This is a genomic window from Tardiphaga sp. 172_B4_N1_3 (assembly GCF_052076035.1).
In the GTDB taxonomy this organism is placed as follows: domain Bacteria; phylum Pseudomonadota; class Alphaproteobacteria; order Rhizobiales; family Xanthobacteraceae; genus Tardiphaga; species Tardiphaga robiniae.
In genome coordinates this window covers 5,677,253-5,694,200 of sequence record NZ_CP197238.1, presented here as the reverse complement: position 1 = coordinate 5,694,200, position 16,948 = coordinate 5,677,253, and the positions used below count along the sequence as shown (strand labels likewise).

At 62.0% G+C, this 16,948-nt stretch carries 5 protein-coding genes; 1 reads left to right on the top strand and 4 read right to left on the bottom strand.

The window, feature by feature from the left end; genetic code table 11:
- Nucleotides 1-2: 2 nt before the first annotated feature.
- The 4 genes from AB7783_RS26820 to AB7783_RS26805 form a co-directional block, all read right to left on the bottom strand.
- Entirely contained in the window at nt 3-10,706 is a 10,704-nt protein-coding gene (locus tag AB7783_RS26820) for a filamentous haemagglutinin family protein (RefSeq protein WP_441279283.1), read from the bottom strand.
- A 136-nt stretch (nt 10,707-10,842) separates the two neighbouring features.
- Nucleotides 10,843-11,826: a FecR family protein gene (locus AB7783_RS26815; protein ID WP_441279282.1), complete on the bottom strand. Its 984-nt coding sequence runs from the start codon at nt 11,824-11,826 to the stop codon at nt 10,843-10,845.
- A 12-nt stretch (nt 11,827-11,838) separates the two neighbouring features.
- Entirely contained in the window at nt 11,839-12,399 is a 561-nt protein-coding gene (locus AB7783_RS26810; RefSeq protein ID WP_441279281.1) for an RNA polymerase sigma factor, read from the bottom strand.
- The gene (locus tag AB7783_RS26805) at nt 12,396-13,139 is read right to left on the bottom strand and encodes an STN domain-containing protein (protein WP_441279280.1); all 744 of its coding nucleotides are present in this window, start codon (nt 13,137-13,139) and stop codon (nt 12,396-12,398) included. The genes AB7783_RS26810 and AB7783_RS26805 overlap by 4 nt, the downstream gene beginning before the upstream one ends.
- A gap of 612 nt (nt 13,140-13,751) precedes the next feature.
- On the opposite strand from AB7783_RS26805, the gene AB7783_RS26800 reads away from it, so the two are divergent.
- Entirely contained in the window at nt 13,752-16,946 is a 3,195-nt protein-coding gene (locus tag AB7783_RS26800; RefSeq protein WP_441279279.1) for an ATP-binding protein, read from the top strand.
- Nucleotides 16,947-16,948 lie beyond the last annotated feature (2 nt).

Sequence of the window (16,948 nt, the reverse complement as noted above, 5' to 3'; positions counted from 1 at the left end):
CTCTACCTCCCTTGCCGCGGGCGCTGTACCTCCGCGAGACGACCGATCTCTTCCTGCGATAGATCACCAACTGCAAGCACTTGAACGCGGCTAGTCGGGTCTTGATCGTGCTTATCGCTGCGGCGACGGCGGGCCTCGTCCTCCTCGTATTTGCGTCGCTCGGTATCGCCATCTGAACCGCCGCCATAGCCCAGAACCTCGACGATGATGACCGACGGGCGGTCGTTGCCGGGCTGCTGGGTTGTGTCCTTCACGGCATCGGCCGCCGCCTTGTCCTTGGTCTCGGCCGTCAGGTTCACGACTGGCGCCTGCGGCTTCGGCACGCCCTTGCTCTCACCGCCGACCTTGATGTTGTCGGCGTTCAGCACGATGAGTGCCGCGACATTGAAGTTGCCGGCGACCCGAATGCCGGCATCGCCCGCGTCCACCGTGCCCGACGGCGCGATGAGGTCTAGATCGCCGGGCTCGACACCGGCATAGCCGACCACGGTACCAATGCCGGCGCCGCTGATGCCCGATTTTTCGACAAGCCGGGTGACCGTCACGTCATTGGTGATGATCGCCGGCGGCGTATCGACGCGGGTGGTCTTGGCGCCGCGGCCGGCATCGATATCGCCCACTGTCGACCAGATGGTGACGTCGCCTCCGCTGAAGGTCAGCGCGCGGGAGCGGTTCACCACGACATTCTTCTTCGCAAAGATGTCGATCTTTCCGTAGCCCAAGGTGATCAGTCCATAGCCCGCCGGAACACTCTGGTTCAGCGCGGCGACCTGCAATCCACCACCGGGTGTCATGATCTCGATATTGCGGCCCGCCATGGTGCGGAACAACGCGTTGCCGCTCTGCACATCGCCCTTCCAGCCATCACCGGGGAATAACGTTGCGATGGCCGCATAGCCGCGCTTGTAACCACCTGTCGCGCCGCCGTTGTTGTGGTCGCGACCGGCTTCACGCAATTCCTGCATATAGACTTGACGCAGGAAGCGCTGCTGCGTCAGTACAGGCAACGTCTGGAACGCCGCCCAGGCATCGCGTGGCGACAACGTGCGGCCGGTCATGTCACGCATGAACGAGACCAAGCCGGAGCGGGTCTGCTTGACGCCGTCAGCCGTGGGGCGGCTATCGTCCGTCAGATATAGCGGCAGCAGTTGGCCATCGACCATCTTGGTCAGATGCGCCGGCATGCTGCCGACCTGAGTCGGATCGAGATAGAGCCTGGCCATTGCTGCATAGTCCGGCTGCTTGCCCTGGAGACCGGCGATCATCTCGATGGAGGCACCGGAATCCGGCAAGCCCTTGACCGTCGTGTTCGGACGCACTTCGTTGGTTGTGGCATCGTAGAGCTTGTTGCCGTTGCTTCTGACAATCAGCGCATCGCCATAGATGTCGCGACCAGCCGTCACCACGATCGCGCCAGGTCCCTGAATGACCACTGCGGGAGCAAGCTGCGGATCCTGCGTAATCCTCGTATTGTAGTGGATGAAATCGTTGCCGGCATTGAACGTCGACACGTCGGTGGCATGCAGATGGCGCAGGTCCAGATTGAGATCGCGAATATCCTTGCCGGCCGACATCCACATCTGTTCGTTGGTGAAGATCGTATTTTCCGTTTTCGCGAGCGTGGCTGCCCCCAACTGGACCAATCCGACACCACGAAGGATGCTGCCGTTCAGCGCGTAGAACCGGCTTGGCTCCATATCGCCGGCATTGAGCAGAACATCCGGATTGTTGACGCTGCGGAAGTAGGGATTGTTCGCGCCAAAATCGACGATGGGATCGATCGGATTGCGCAACAGATCCAAAAAACGCTGCTCGACAAAGCGCGTGTTGGCCAGGAACGACACCGCCGGACCGCCGAACGGACGCAGATAGGACGGCAGCATCGCCGGCGTGGCGCGCGCCATCACGATGGTGCCGGCGGTGATATTCTGCGCAGCCAGCAATGTCAGGTCGGATGTCGCACCGGGCAGCGTGGCAATCCTGCCGAGATTGCTGATCGACCCGCTCAGCGACACGATCCTGGTCTGCGCGGGATAAAGATTACCCGCGAACTGGTTCAGATAGGCCGTCGGCGACGTCGGCAGGCTTGCGGTTGTATAGGTCAGGTCCTGTGTCAGGAACGACGCCTGATTGAGCAGCGTCACATCGCCGCCGATAGATGTCAGGTTCAGGCGGCTCGCGCCGGTCTCGCCGACGATCAAGGTTTGCGCCTGTGCGACCTTTGCGGGATCGTACGCCATCAAGGGGTCGAGCACCGTCTGCACGCGAAGCTCGCCGTTCGTGCGAACGTCGAGCCGGGCATCGCCAAGCGACAGAACCGGGGCGATGTCGTAAACCGTGACCACGCGCGCCGCGCTTATCGTCACCTGGCGTCCGGTCGCGAACGACCCTGCGTCGATGCTGCCAGCCCCGCGGGCGACGTAGTAATACCCCGCCTTCACGGCGCCACCGGCAGCAACGTTCATTGCACCGCCATTGTCCATGTGGACCACACCGTCGTCGGCGGTGATGCCGCCGCTGACCCGACCCGTGGTGGCGAGCGCGACCATCAAGTTTTCGAGATTGCCGCCGGCCTTCACGTTGACATTGCCGCCGCCCAGCGTGCCGACACCCTGATTAAAGCGGCTGTGATCGACCCACCAGGTCGTCTGCTTCGTAAATCGCAGGTCGGTGCCGACCACGCCTTCCTTCTTCAGCCAGTCGGTGAACAGCATGCTGTTGGCCTTCACGGCGGGCAGCGCGGAGATGATGCTGCCATTCGCATCGATCTGGAGATTGCCGCCAAGGATGCCATAAACGGCCGCGGCCGGAGCCGTGAAGCCGGCATAGCCGATGGTGTCCTTGCGGCCCGCGGTATAGATGACGGATTGATAGTGCGCGAGATTGATGTCGCGGCCGGCACGCACGGCGAGATCGCCAGTGCCGGTGCGAACCACATAGCCGGTCGCAGCATTGCCGATCGTGACCGAGCCGCTGTTGGCCGCGAGGCTGCCGAGCGACTTCACTGTCAATGCATCGGCGGCCGCCAGATCCGCGCCGCCGACAAGCCGGATGTCCCAAGAGGCCTGATCCAGCAAGGCGCCGGTCCGGGTGGCATTGCTGAAGCCGTCGCTGATATTTCCGGTGACGTTGAGATTGCCGGCGGCGCGCAGCGTCAGAGTGCCTTCATGAGCAGAGAACGTATTGGCGAGATCGATATCGGCGGTCAGCGACAGATCGCCCGCGCTGCGGATTTCGATTCCGGCCATGACGTCGATGCCATTGGCGATCCTCGATCTGATGCCAGGTGTCGCTGCCGTGAAGGTGCCGGCATTCGTCACCGCGGCCGGAAGCTGCGATCCGACGGTGCCGTCAGTGCTCACATAGACGGCGACGCCCTCGAGAATCGAGGATCGCGAACCGCGGATATCGACCTGCAGATTGCTGACGGCAACGTCGTTATGCGCGCCGTTCTGCAATGCGCGGAAACGCACACTGCCTTTCTGACCGCCGGAGACGTCAATCATGCCACCGCTGATACCGAGTGCGCCGCCGCTGGCGTCGAGCACCACACGGCCGCTGCCCAACGCAGTCGTCGAACGTGCCGCAAGATTTGCGGTACCGGTCATGGCGATGCCGTTGCCGGCAGAGATCAGGATATTGCCGCCATAGGCAGCGCTGGCATCGACCGCGCCGGTGATGGTCACCTTGCCGGCATCGGCGCTCAGCGCGAAGCTTTCCGCTTTGCTGACACCATCGAGCACCACATCGCCGGTGCGGATACGGAACGTCTGCGCGCGCGAGAAGCCAAAGCCTTCCAACTGCCGCGCAAGGCCGGCAAAATCAGCAAGTGCGCTGATGTCGATTGCGAAAGAGCCGCCTTTGCCTGCTTCCGACCGCGCGTCGATGGTCCCACCGAGCACGACGGCGCCACTGGAAGTCACCGCCAGCGTGCCAGCATCGCCGCCACCGACCGCTGCCGCCAGATTGAGGAGCGAACCGGCGCCGGCAATCACGCCGCCTCCGACTGCCGTCAGGTTGATGGTGCCTGCATTGACGTTGGCACTGACATCGTTGAAAGCCTTGGTGAAGCCGCCGACGTCGATTATCGCGTTGCTTCGCATGATGAGATTGCCCGACGTTGCCGTGAGCGACACGCCACCGGCGATAGCATCGATGCGTCCGTCGAAATCAACGCTCCCGCCATTGAATGCCCAGCGCGAGCCGAGGCTGTCCAGATCACGGGCCGCGGTTCTGTCTGCACCGACAACGGCCAGCCCGCCGCTCGTCACGATCGACTGGTTGCTGCCATTCTGTCCCGTCACAACGGGTGCGACGAGACTAACAGCGGCCTGGCCGACATTGAGGCTGCCCTCGCCCTGCCCGCTCACGCTGCGCTGGCCAGTCAGCGCCACGGCGCCGAATCCACGCAGATTCTTCGCGCCACTGCCAAGGACAAGCTGATTGGCACTCAACGCCAGCGTTCCCTGATCGGCAACGAGTGGATCGACGAAGGTGCCGCTGGTATTGCGCAACACGACGGTGTCGCCATTGATGACGATCGCACCGGGATTGCGGCCGACGATGCCCGCCGTATCCAGCGTGACGGATTTGAGGCCGGCGGCACCGAAATCGGCGCCGGTGTAGAAATCGATGCTGGAATAGCTGCGCAATGTTAGATTCTGCGAGCGATTGAACTGCGCCAAGGCATTGGCACTGAACACCAGACCGGAGTTGCCGCCACCGAAGCCGATGCTGCTGCCGGACAGCGTGATGTCCCTGGCCGAAACGATGGCCGAACCGGACAGCGTGGTATTGCGGGTGGCGTCAATCAACAGCGCATTGCCACCGTCGATTGCTGCTCCGGCGCCGATCGCAACGGTGCCGGTCGCGGTCTTGTCGATATTGGTCCGCAATACGTTGACCGCGCTTCCGTTGGACAGCCGGATCAGTGCACCATAGTCGCGGGCCGGCGTGGCGACCTGCGGCGTGATCGTCAGGTCGCTATCGTTGCTGCTGGCGACACCTTGCGCTCGCAGGACACTGCCGTCTGCGATTGTGATCGTGTCGGTTGCACCAAGAATGATTTCAGGCCCGGTCAGCGCGCTGCCCGCATCATTGCGGATCACGATACTGCCGGCGCCCACAGTCAACGTAACGCCGCTGATGGAGCTGGTGCGGGTGCCGCCCAGCAGCAGGCTCCCAGCACCGAAGCTGCTGAGCCGTGCCGAATCGATGATCAGATAACCGGTCAGGCCGGTGCGGTCCTGCCCGGCGCCGACCACTGCAATATTGGTCGCAGAAATATCGAGAAGACCACCGCGCGCCCCGTCGGCGGCCTGCGACTTGAGCTGCCCTTCCAGCATCAGATCCCTGCTGGCCTTGAAAACCACCGAACCGCCGTCCATCGGACGCCCCGGTATCGCGGGGTCGCGTCCCGACAGACGATACTGCGTCGTGCGGAAGGTCTCCGACGAAAAGAACGTGTTGGCATTCGCTTCGTTGTATTCGGAATAGGCACGGACAACGCCGCCGCTCATCACGCGCCAGTTCGACGCCTGGGCGTCAGTCGCACCATTGATGCTGTTGCCGAGCCGGCCGGACATCAGGACGGCGCCATCGGTCAGCGGTGTCGCCATCGCGACCGAATAGCCGGTGCTGCCCGCGACCATCTGAATGGCGAAGGCACCTGGCATCAACGCGTATTTCGCCGGCATCAGATTGTACCAGCCTGCCGCCAGTCCATTTCCGCCGGCCAGCCAGATGCGGCTGCCGACGTCACTTCCGGGAGTCGTTGCCGACGCGAAAGCCGGCATAATGGCGTAGGTGTTCGGCATGGCCAGAATGTCGTGCGAGCCGCCACTGCCCAGCACGAATTCGGATGCATGAATATTGCCGCCGCCGTGAATATCGATGGTCGATCCCGCCGCGACATTTACCGACGGCGCATCGATCAATATCTTCTTGTCCGGCGGCGCCGTGATGACGGTTGGAAGCGTATCCGTCTTCTTGACCTGAACCGCCCAGCTCTCGCGATTCACCAACAGGCCGTAAGGCACGTCGAGCCCGTCGCCGGACACTGAAATGATCGCTCCGGCGCCCAGCGTGATCGAATTTGTTGCTGACAGGGTGAGGGAGCCGAACGGCACCCGAATGCTGCCGCTGATGTCGATGTCGGGCGCCCTGAGCGTCAGATTGCCGCCCGCCGACAACGGCACGGTCGCTGCTCCATTGGCGCGGACAAATATCCTGTTGGTGGCCGTGATGGTCGCCGTGGCCTGGGTCGACGGATAGATCTGCGCGGCCTGCAACGTCAGCATACCGTCCGCATCCAGCGAGGCGCCCCGCCCGGTCGTAATAGTGCCACCCCTGATGTCGAATTCCGGCGTAAGCAAACGAAGATCGCCGGCAACCAGCGTCGTCGAGGCATAGCCACGGAACGCCGCAGTCGATACATCGATGACGCCCGCTTTCAGCAGCAGCGTGCCCGTGCCGGCTGCCGCACCAGCGCCCGTGACATCGTCCTTAAGCGACAGATGGCCGGCGCGAATCTCTGCGCTCGCACCTGGCCTGGGTGCGATGATCGCACCGAAGATCGAAACTGCCGCGGTCGGCGCGTCGAGAACGGCGCCATTGCCGATCCTCAGACCATATAGCGCGGACAGGCTGATCGCGGAGAAGCCTCCCCCATTGATGGCGTCCAGCGATGCCGTCATGTCAGCGCCGTTTGCGCCGATCAGACTGACGTGACCGAACAGGTCCGATGACGCGAAATTGCCGGCGCTTCCGACGAAAGACGGGTTGGAGATGACAAGCCGCCCGCTTGCCGCACCTTGGCCACCACTCGTCGCAAGCAACCGCGCGTCGATGGACGATGACGCCGACTGGCCGCCTTTCAGCGCGATCGTTCCTCCATTGCTGGCAAGCGCAATCGTCGCCCCATTGCCGCGGCGACGGAGCGGATCGTCGATCACGCCGCTCGTCCCGGACACATCGATCAGCACGCCGGATCCCAGAGTCATCGCGCCGTTCAGACTGACCGTCCCGCCGTCGAGAACCTTGCCGCTAAGCACGCCAGTTCTTGGATCAGCAACAATTGCAGCCACGCCGCGGGCCGTGAACCGTGCGTCGGACGACACGCGAAGAGTCGTGGCCGAGATCGAAATGCTGCCCGCAGGTGCATCGATGTTGCCGGCAATCACCGCAGTGCCGTTGGCGGTTGGATTCGCTCGTGTTGACGTCTCAAGGAAACTGATGCTGCCCTTGACGTCGGTGCTCAACGTCGTCCCCACTCCCACGGTAATCGTTTTCGGCGAGGAGACGGTCAGCGACGTGGGTTTACGCGAAATACGCTCCGGCAAATCGAGTACGCGCACGCGCCCGAAATCTGTCAACTTCGCTCCGGAGGGAGCCGACGTCAGTTCCGCGCCTGCCAGATCGATACTGACCGGGGTTTGGCTGATCGTAACACCGTCGGCAAAGGTGACATTCTCCAGCTTCGCGTCGATCTGCACCGATCGGAAGCCGCGCTCGGCCAACAGCGTCGCGGGCAGATAGATGATCGCGGGATCGGCCGGGATGGCTCCCCCGACCTGAACGGTACCGACAGTGCTGATCTTGAACGAGCCGCCGGATCCGGCGGCAAACGCGCGCAGGTCGATATCCGCCACGCTGGTGGCGAGATTGGCCAGCGTCACGGCGCCCGCGTCGCCGAGCTGCAGCTTCTGTTTGTTGTTGCGGTTACTGAGCCAGCCGCCACCGGACACATCCAGCAATGCGGTCCTGGCAATGTTCACCTTGCCGCCGAAGCCGGAGATTGTCGCGTTCGAGTCGATCTCGATCTTGATCTCGCCGCCGTTCACCTTGACTGCGCCCGCCGGCGTGCCGCTTTCGTATTCGTTCAGCCACTGACCGGACGTGTCCAACTTCACGTGATCGCCGATCACAATTCCATCGTCGGCAAGAAGATAGATCTTGCCGCCCGCGATCCGGACATTGCCGTTCATGGCAATGCTTCCGAGGAAGCCTATCGATGGACTTCCAATCTTCTGGATATTCAGCGTGGCACCCGCCGACAGATCGAGGTTTGCCCCCTCTTCCTGAATGAACGACTTGTTGAAGAAGAGGTTGAACGTGCCCATGCCCGATTTGTTGAGCATGCCGGAATCGAGCCATGTGGTCTTCGCGCGCGAAGCCGGCTGCGACGTTCCCACGGGGTTGAAGTATGCCGCGGGCAATGCCGATCCCACATTGAAGCTGTCAGCCAGCCGCGTCGGCGCGCTGGACAGGATCAGACTCGATGTAAGCCACGGAGAGTCCGAGACCGGATCATCGCCGCCGATCTGCAGAACGCCGCCGACAGCAACCTCGCCCCCCGCGACCTGCCGTTCGCCGGCAATCACGCGGCCATCGACTTCACCGTCCATCGCCAAGCCCGCACCGTGATAGATATAGATGCCGCCGGCGCCGCGACCTTCCGTGTAGCCCTGTTCAAACCGGGTGCCATTGTGGCGATCGAGCGGGCTGGTCCAGGTTTCGGTGACGTCGATCCGCGCATGGTAGCGAGAGAAGCCACCCGCGAGGCCGATATATTGCTGGTCCGGCAAGGCATTGCCGATATCATAGATGCGGCCATCCACGCCGCGCAGTTTCGTGGTCGTGATATAGCCGTCGGCATAACGCACCGAACCGCCCGAGACATCCAGCACCGCATTGGTGCGAACGATGATGTCTCCACCGGATTTGAGATTGATCGTTCCACCTTTCGTGGAAAGCTCCGCAAGCGTGGTCAAACCGGTGCCGATCCATCCGCTGACATCGGCGAGCGGCGTACCCGCCCATTTGCCGAGCAGATAGTTGCCCTGGCTATCCTTCAACCACTGAACGCCAGCCATCGGGCCGTCGGCAAAGGTGCCGCCGTTGCGTTTGTCGACATAGACGGTCGCGCCGCGCAGCCAGGAGTCGATGTAGAGGACGCTGTCGCGCAGTTCGTTGATGCGCAATTCGGCCTTCACCGAATTGCTCTCCATGGTCAGCAGCACATCGCGCAAACCGGCAACGCTTAGCAATGCGCCTTCGCCGATATAGAGCCGGCTGCCATCGGCCACGGACTTCTCGCCGTCCGGCGGCTCGTTGAGAAGAATAGGCTGCTTGCTGGCCACCGCCGCGATGCTGCCCGACGGCGCCACCAGGGCGGCGCCGGCCTGGATATCGATCAAATTGCCGCGCAGATCGATGCTGCCGGCGCGGTAACGCGTCGCGACCGCACTCTGTTCGAGCGTGCCGGTATCGGTCAGATCGGGCATCACCGTGGTGAGACTGCCGCCGCCAAGGCTCAGTGTGCCAGCCCTGAAGGAGTACAGGAAGTTTCCGATATTGGCGTCATAGGCGGTGACGCCCTGGGACCAGGCCCGCAGAACGATTGAGCCATCCTGATTGTTGAGAGCTGTGGACGCGAGCATGACGCCGTTCTGCGCAACGCTGCGCCCGACGACCGTGATATTGCCCCGCGCGGCCTCGACCATGCCGGTATTGCCGACACTGTAGCCAATGCTGGCGGCGCGCGCTTCCATTCCATCCATCGCGGCAGCATAGGCGGCCTTGACCTGGGGCTGCGCGCCGTCCCACGTCCAGGAATCGTAAGACATCATGAACGGCATGGGCGCGGACGCCGCAACTTCGATGCCGCGCAAGGCGGTGCTGGTTGTCGAGGTGGGCGAAGCAAACAGCCAGACGTTTTCACCGGCCGCCATGAGCGTCTGCCCGCCCGGTGTCCTGATCGTCCCGGCATTGACGACGCGCGGCGCAAACAGCATCGCCTTGCCGCCGACATGACTCTCGATCAGCGCCCCGGCCTCCACCAGAACGCTCCCGGGAGTCGTGCCGTAGACGGCGGGAGTCAGAGTCGGATTGCGTTCCGTGGCCGCATCGCCAAAGGTCGGGAGCGGGCTGAGGACATTGGGGTCAGTGAGCAGTGTCTTCATGACGCCAGCCGTGAACTGCGCATTGCTCAGACCCAACGACGACGCCACCAAGGTGTGGACGTTGACCTGGCTGGAGCCGCCGAAAATGATGCCGTTCCTGTTGACGACATACACCTGGCCTTCAGCCTTGATGGTGCCGAGTATCTGACTCGGCGCAAGCGACGGATCGATCACCCGGTTGAGCGCCACCCAGTTCGCGACATCGGCGCCGCCTGCCGTCTGGTTGAAATACAGATCCGTGTCACGGCCGATGTTGAACTTCTCCCAGGTCAGAATCGCCTTGGAGTCGGTTTGTCTGATTTCCACCTGCGTGCGACCGCCCGACGTCGTCTGCGTCGGCAGCCTGGCGCCTCGCCACAGGGTCGGATCGGCCTGAACATTCGGTGCAACGACGAGGCCGCCCGGCGTCAAGCCATTCGGGACGGTGGTCGCCGCCGTCATCGCAGCGGCGCGCGCCGCGCTCTGCATATTACGCATGTTCTGCAGGGCGTTCGATGCGCGGACCATCGCCTGCGATGCGGTTTGCGCCGCCTGCTGCGCGGCCGCCTGTGCAGCAGTGGCCGCCATCGCGGTCGCCGCCGTCGGGGAGGCCCCGCTCCCGCCCTGGAGACTCCGCGCCTGCGCGCTACCCGCTGCGATCGACAGTGTCACGATACTGACACCGACCAGCAGTGCGGCACGTCGGCCATCAAAATGAGAGCGGGGCGAACGAGCGCCGCAGGACACAGTCGGAAGCACGGACATAGGATGCACTCTCAAGAACAGCTTGATACCGGATCGTCGCGATGGTCCGCGATCCCTAGTGCATGTGATGCCTTTCGGCCGTGATGACCGAAACGAAAACTGAAAAAAATTTAAGAGTCCAAAATGCGCTGCAGGTTCAGCCGAGCAACACAATCCTGCCGGGTAGCGCCGTGGCATGCGCGCCGAAAGCCTGCACGAGCTGATCGATCACACGATCGACATTCTCGACGCGAAGCCGGGCGCTAAAGCGCTCGCGGCCGAGCGCCGCGTTTGTCAGGATGATTTTGCCGCGACGATATCGATTGAGCTCTGCCACCACATCGGCAACCGGCGTGGACTGGAACACGAGATATCCCCCCTGCCACGCCGCCACAACCGCGCCGTCGACGGCTTTAACAGCGCCGAGACGTTCGCCGGAATAGGTCAATTGGGAGCCAGCCGGCAGTTTGGCGTTCGCGCCGCCGAGCTCTACCCGGACTTCACCGGCAAGACAGGTAACGCAGACGGCGTCTGCGGCATGGCGAATGTTGAAACGCGCTTCGCGCGCCACAATCTGCCCGTCGCCGGCGACCACCGTGACATCCGCAGCCACGGACGGCGATGTCGCAACCATTGCCTCACCGGACAGAAGTTCGATCCGATCCGGCGCTTGTGAGGTGGTCCGCATCGCGATGCTGGTGCGTGTGTTCATATCGATCGCCACATCGCCGAACAGCTTGAGCTGGCGCCGCTCGCCGACATCGGTGCGAAAATCCGCGCCCAATTCCGACAGCGTCGGCCACAGCTCCAACGGCGGCCGCGCAACCATCACCGCTGCCCCCGCAGCCGATGCGGCCAGCGCACCGCCGAGAAAAACGCGTCGCCCGACTCTGGGTGGCGCCGCGCGCGAGATGTCCGCTGTGCCGCCAAATGCCTCCGCCGGCACCTGGCCGATCGCCTGCCAGGACCGGCTCACGCGGTCGAAAGCTGCCGCATGATCAGGACTTTTCGCCATCCACCGTTTCAATCCGTCGAGATCCAGCCCATTGGCCTCGCCGGAGGCGAAACGCACCACCCAGTCATAGGCTTGCTCCTCCAGCGCGCTGGAGTCGATTGGGCTCTGATCGGCAGCAGTGATCACCCCGCGTCCTCGTCACTCATGGCAGCAGTCTTCATTGTCCGATGACTTCAAGGCCTTCGGACCGAAACGCTGAACGATCTTTTTTTCCAGGCGGCGCCCACAATGCAGCACGGCCGCCTTCAATTCCAGTTCGACCATGCGCTGCGACAGGCCCAGTTGCTCGGCGATGTTGCGCAGCATGCGGCCTTCCACGCGGGCGGCGAGAAGGATGTGACGGCGCCGGGGCGACAGCTCGGCCAACGCCCCGCGCACGGCCTCTATGTCCGACCGCGCCATGGCTACACGTTCCGGATCGGGCGCATCGTCAGCCAATGACAGCGCCGTGCGGACGTCGTCAAGCGTCACCCGTTCGCGCTCTTTGAGCCGACGCTTCAGCGCCAGGCGATAGGCCGTACGCAGCAGATACAGGAACGGACTGCGGACAGGCTCAGCCGGCGCCGCATTGTCCAGCCGTAGCCACGCATCATGCAAGGCGTCATCGGCGCGATCCACGGAGCCAAGTCGGCGGGCAAGCTGGACCTTCAACGCCTCATAGTCGAGCAGCAGATGCTGGCGCAGGTTCTGTGCCTTCATCGCGCCATCTCGAGCGCGGGCCCCGTGCGGTCACGGCCGACAGGCTCGTCGGCGGAGAAACGACATTCCCTGGACATCGGCGACGGCGGAAAAACAGCCAGGATCACCGGCTGCGGCATCCCGACCGGCGGCAGGCCGACATTGGTCCGCCCGAGCAACGCGACAATCCGAGCGCCTTGCTGCGCGGCCTTGTCCAGAACTTCGGCCCGCGAAATCGCACCATCCGCTGCCAGCCAGAGGCGAAGAAGGATGTCCTCGTCGCTCGGCGCGCGATCGGGCGCGGCACAGAGCGCAGCGCTGATCCGCGCTTGCACTGCGGCGAGGTATCCCTCATAACGCCGACGTTGGGCCACAACATCGGACACCGAGCGACCCGTCACCTGTTCCGGACCAATAGTGACTGTCCCATCCGCAGTGACTTGCGGCACATAGCCGGTGCCATCCAGCAACCTTTGCAGGGCGACGGCGCGCGTGAAGGCGCCCGCGACGACACGAGACGAACGGCGATCGACGAGCGCGGCATTATAGAAAACCTCGAGCCCCGTCACGACACTGTAAGCCCTCAATGCTGCATCCAGCGACTGCGCCGGAATATCGAATTGTATGAGTTCATCCGGCGAAACAGGGATGGCAGAACCATCGGCGCCGGACGGACGAACCGACGCGCCGACGAAAAATGCGACCATCCACCCCAGCAGAACAAGCTGAGTGCAGCGACGTGCCTGGCCGACGATCGTCACCCCACCTGCCCTCAAACGCACAACGCTTCCGGAACGGATCGACGGACTGGCTAATGCCGCTTCAACAGCTATTGGGTATCCTATCGCCCGCCACGGGGCTCAATCGAATAACCAAGCGAACCTAGCAGCTCGCCGGCAGGAAAGTTGTTAGCGTCGCAATACTACAGTATCATGACTATAAAGATCATGCACCGAGCCACCGTCGCGCTCCTTGCGCGTTCTCGAAAATCTTGACACCTCCAGCGTAGTCAAGACAATCTGCGGGCGCCGCTCGGCGTTTAGAGGCGGATCAGTCGCTATATGTTTCCATTACTAGCCAATACCGCGATAGCCATGGCGTCCGTCACGGCGCTAACGATGAGATGGTCAGCGCTCTGTCAAAAGCCGATGTCCGCTTTGCGCCAACTGCTGTCACTCATCTGCACGTCGACGCATGACGCGCCTATTGCGCTGCCCCATCCGGATCGCGCGAATCGCCCGATTTGATATTGGGCCCACCTGGCCGATGCTTTCCAGATCATACCATGCTCACCCTGGCCTGAGACATAGCTCCCGACATTGCCATGATCGCGCAATTGGATAGATTGCTTCGTCCGCCGGAAAGAGTGAAAGGTGGCATCCAAAGAAGGGGACAACCCATTGGACGATTCCGCGAACCAATGCGCGTATTGCGGGTTCACGATGCAATTGGATGCACGCTTTTGCGGTGGCTGCGGGCGGCCAAGGGCTGCTCCAACTGCGCTTGGCGTTCATGCACTCTCATTCCTGCAATCGCAAATCCCGCCAGAACTCGCTGAGCGTATCATGCGGTCCGGCACATCCATGCTGGGCGAGCGCAAACGTGTCACCGTCCTGTTTGCCGACATCCAGCGGTCGACCGAACTCATCGACCAGTTGGACCCAGAAGAAGCGCTGGAAGTTATTGGCCCAGTGCTCAAGCGGCTGATGGACGCCGTGCATGAGCACGATGGATTGGTCAACCAGACGCGCGGTGACGGCATTATGGCGCTCTTCGGCGCCCCCATTGCGAGCGAAGACCACGCCGTCCAGGCCTGCCGCGCAGCACTGGCTGCGAGAAATGCGATCATCGAATTCAATCGTCTGCATCAGCGCTCGATCAGTATCAGAATTGGCCTGAATTCCGGACAGGTCATCATTCATTCGATCGGCAACAATCTGGCGATGAACTATGACGCCGTTGGAAAAACGGTTCACCTCGCCGCCCGAATGGAAGCGCTTGCCTCCCCTGGCTCGATCAAATTGTCGTCCGACACCTTCCAACTCGCGAAGGGCTTCATCAGCGCATTGCAGCTCGGGCCCGAACAAGCCAAAGGGGTCGCCGAGCCGGTGGAGACCTATGAACTGGTGTCGATGCGGCCGCGCACGCGCTGGCAGGCTCGCTCATCCGGCGGCCTCAGTCCGCTGATCGGACGTCGGACAGAATTAGATTTCCTCAAGAAACTGCTGGATAACGCCGCTGCGGGACGCGGACGCGCGGTGACCATTGTCGGCCCTGCCGGGATCGGCAAATCGCGTCTGGTCCATGAGTTCATCGCCAGCGTTCCTGAAGAATGGCTCGTCCTACAGACGACCTGCGCTTCTCAACGCGCGAACTCCAGCTACTATCCCGTCAGCACGTTGATACGTGAGCTCTTCGGCGTACGCGCCGAGGATAGCCCCGCCTCGGCTGCCAGCCGGACCAGCACCCGTGTTACCCGCCTCAATCCAAATCTGCCCCCACATCTTCCGGCCATCCTCTCGCTCCTGGATCTCAACAGCGAGGACGAAGACTGGAAAAAGCTTGAGCCATCCGAAAGACGCAACAAGGTCATCGACGCCATGAAGACGCTCGTCTTCTCGCAGGAACGGTTGACGCCCTTGCTCATCCTGATCGAGGACATCCACTGGATCGATGCCGAAACACAGCTCATTCTGAACAGCATCATGGGGATGCTCGATAACGCCCGGGTCCTCGTGGTCGTCACGCAACGCCCGGGACGCATCTGGTCCGGCCGAGCGGTTGAACGCCTGGACATCGCGCCGCTCAGCGAGCCGGACGGTGATCAACTGCTTGTATCGCTGTTGGGCAATGACGGAAGTCTGGGCTACATCAGACGACGTGTCCTCGCGAAAGCGCAAGGCAATCCACTCTTCGTGGAGGAATTGGCCCAGGCACTCAAAGATACGAAGGTGCTAGTCGGCGATCCGGGCCGCTACAAAGTCAGCGATGGGTCGTCTAATATCAAAATCCCCGAGACCATTCATTCCGTTCTGGCATCGCGTATCGACTTACTCGATCAAGCGACCAAATCGCTTTTGCAAATGTCCGCCGTGATCGGCAAAGACATCTCATTGATCCTGCTGTCCGGTATGGTTGGAACTGATCCCGACGAACTGGCTCCTCGTCTTCTGGCGCTGGAGTCGGGCGATTTTCTCAGAAAGGTCACTGCCTCCGGCACCCTCGAATATTCGTTCAAACATGAGCTCACGAGAGAAGTGGCCTACGGCATGATGCTACTCAGCGTCCGTCGCTATCTCCACGCCAAGGCGATCGAAATTATCGAGCTTCGATTCGCCGACCGTCTCGACGAGTATATCGACCGACTTGCCGACCACGCGTTTCTCGCTGAGCTATGGCAAAAGGCAGTTCCGTATCAGTTGCGGAGCTGCCGTCGAGCAATCAAGCGTGGCGCCAATCAGGATGCGATCGCCATTTACGAGCGTGGCCGCGAAACGCTGGCGCATTGGCCGCCGTCATCGAAGAAAACCATCTCTGAAATAGATCTGCATCTGACGGTGATTACGGCGCTCGAACCAATCGGCATGCATCAACGTATTGCCGACGTCTTGCGTGAGGCGCGCCGGCTGGCCGAAGAATCCCGGGAACCATGGCGGATTGCGGCGGTGAATTGTCAGTTGACAGTCGCACTCTGGAGACTTGGCTATCACGTCGAAGCCATGACCGCTGCCCAAACGGCACAGTCGATCGCAGAGAAGATCGGCCAACCCGTCCTAACCTTTGCCGCTCTCCACAATGTGGGCATCATCCACCATGAAACCGGCGACTTCACGCAATCGCTTGCGTATCACGAAGAATGTCTCGCGATCGAAACGCCAGAGATCGACGAGAAGCGCGCTGGATGGGCCGCGCTTCCCAGCGTGATGCTTCGGACCTTCATGGCCGATTCACTGATCGATCTCGGTGACTTCTCTCGCGCAGAGGCTCTTGCAAAAGAGGCAAGGCTGTTGGCGGTGGCGGCGAACCACTCGTATTCACGCGCCAACATTAATCATGTTTTTGGTCGGCTCCGGATCGCGCAAGGGCGCCCTGTCGAAGCGCTCGCGCTGCTGAATGAGAGCTGGCAGACATGCCTCGATCTTGAGATGAAACAGATGTACCCGGTCTTCGCGTCCCGGATGGGCGAAGCCTATCTCGCATTGGGCGATGTCGAATCTGCACTCAACATCCTCGCAGTGCCTGAAAAGCTGGATATTCCGCTCGCTGAACACGCATTCGGCTGGCGCTTTCTGTTCATCGCTCAAGGTCGTGCTTTCCTTGCCGCCGGCCGCAGCAAGGAAGCCAAAGCCGTAGCTGAAAGAGCGCTAGCACTGGCGGAAGAGCGCGGAGAATTGCCGCAGCAAGTCTACGCCAAGAAGCTTCTGGGCGACATTGCCCATATTCTCGATACGAGCAACACGACCACCGCAGAACGATACTATCGCGAAGCGCTCGGTCTCGCCGAACAGTGCTCCATGCAGCCTTACACGACGCTCTGCAACGATGCGCTTGCCACCTTGGTTGCCTGAAT

Bases quoted from the DNA above. Each gene is read 5' to 3' on its own strand.
- AB7783_RS26820 (WP_441279283.1), bottom strand. From the start codon at position 10,706: ATGTCCGTGCTTCCGACTGTGTCCTGCGGCGCTCGTTCGCCCCGCTCT.
- AB7783_RS26810 (WP_441279281.1), bottom strand. From the start codon at position 12,399: ATGAAGGCACAGAACCTGCGCCAGCATCTGCTGCTCGACTATGAGGCG.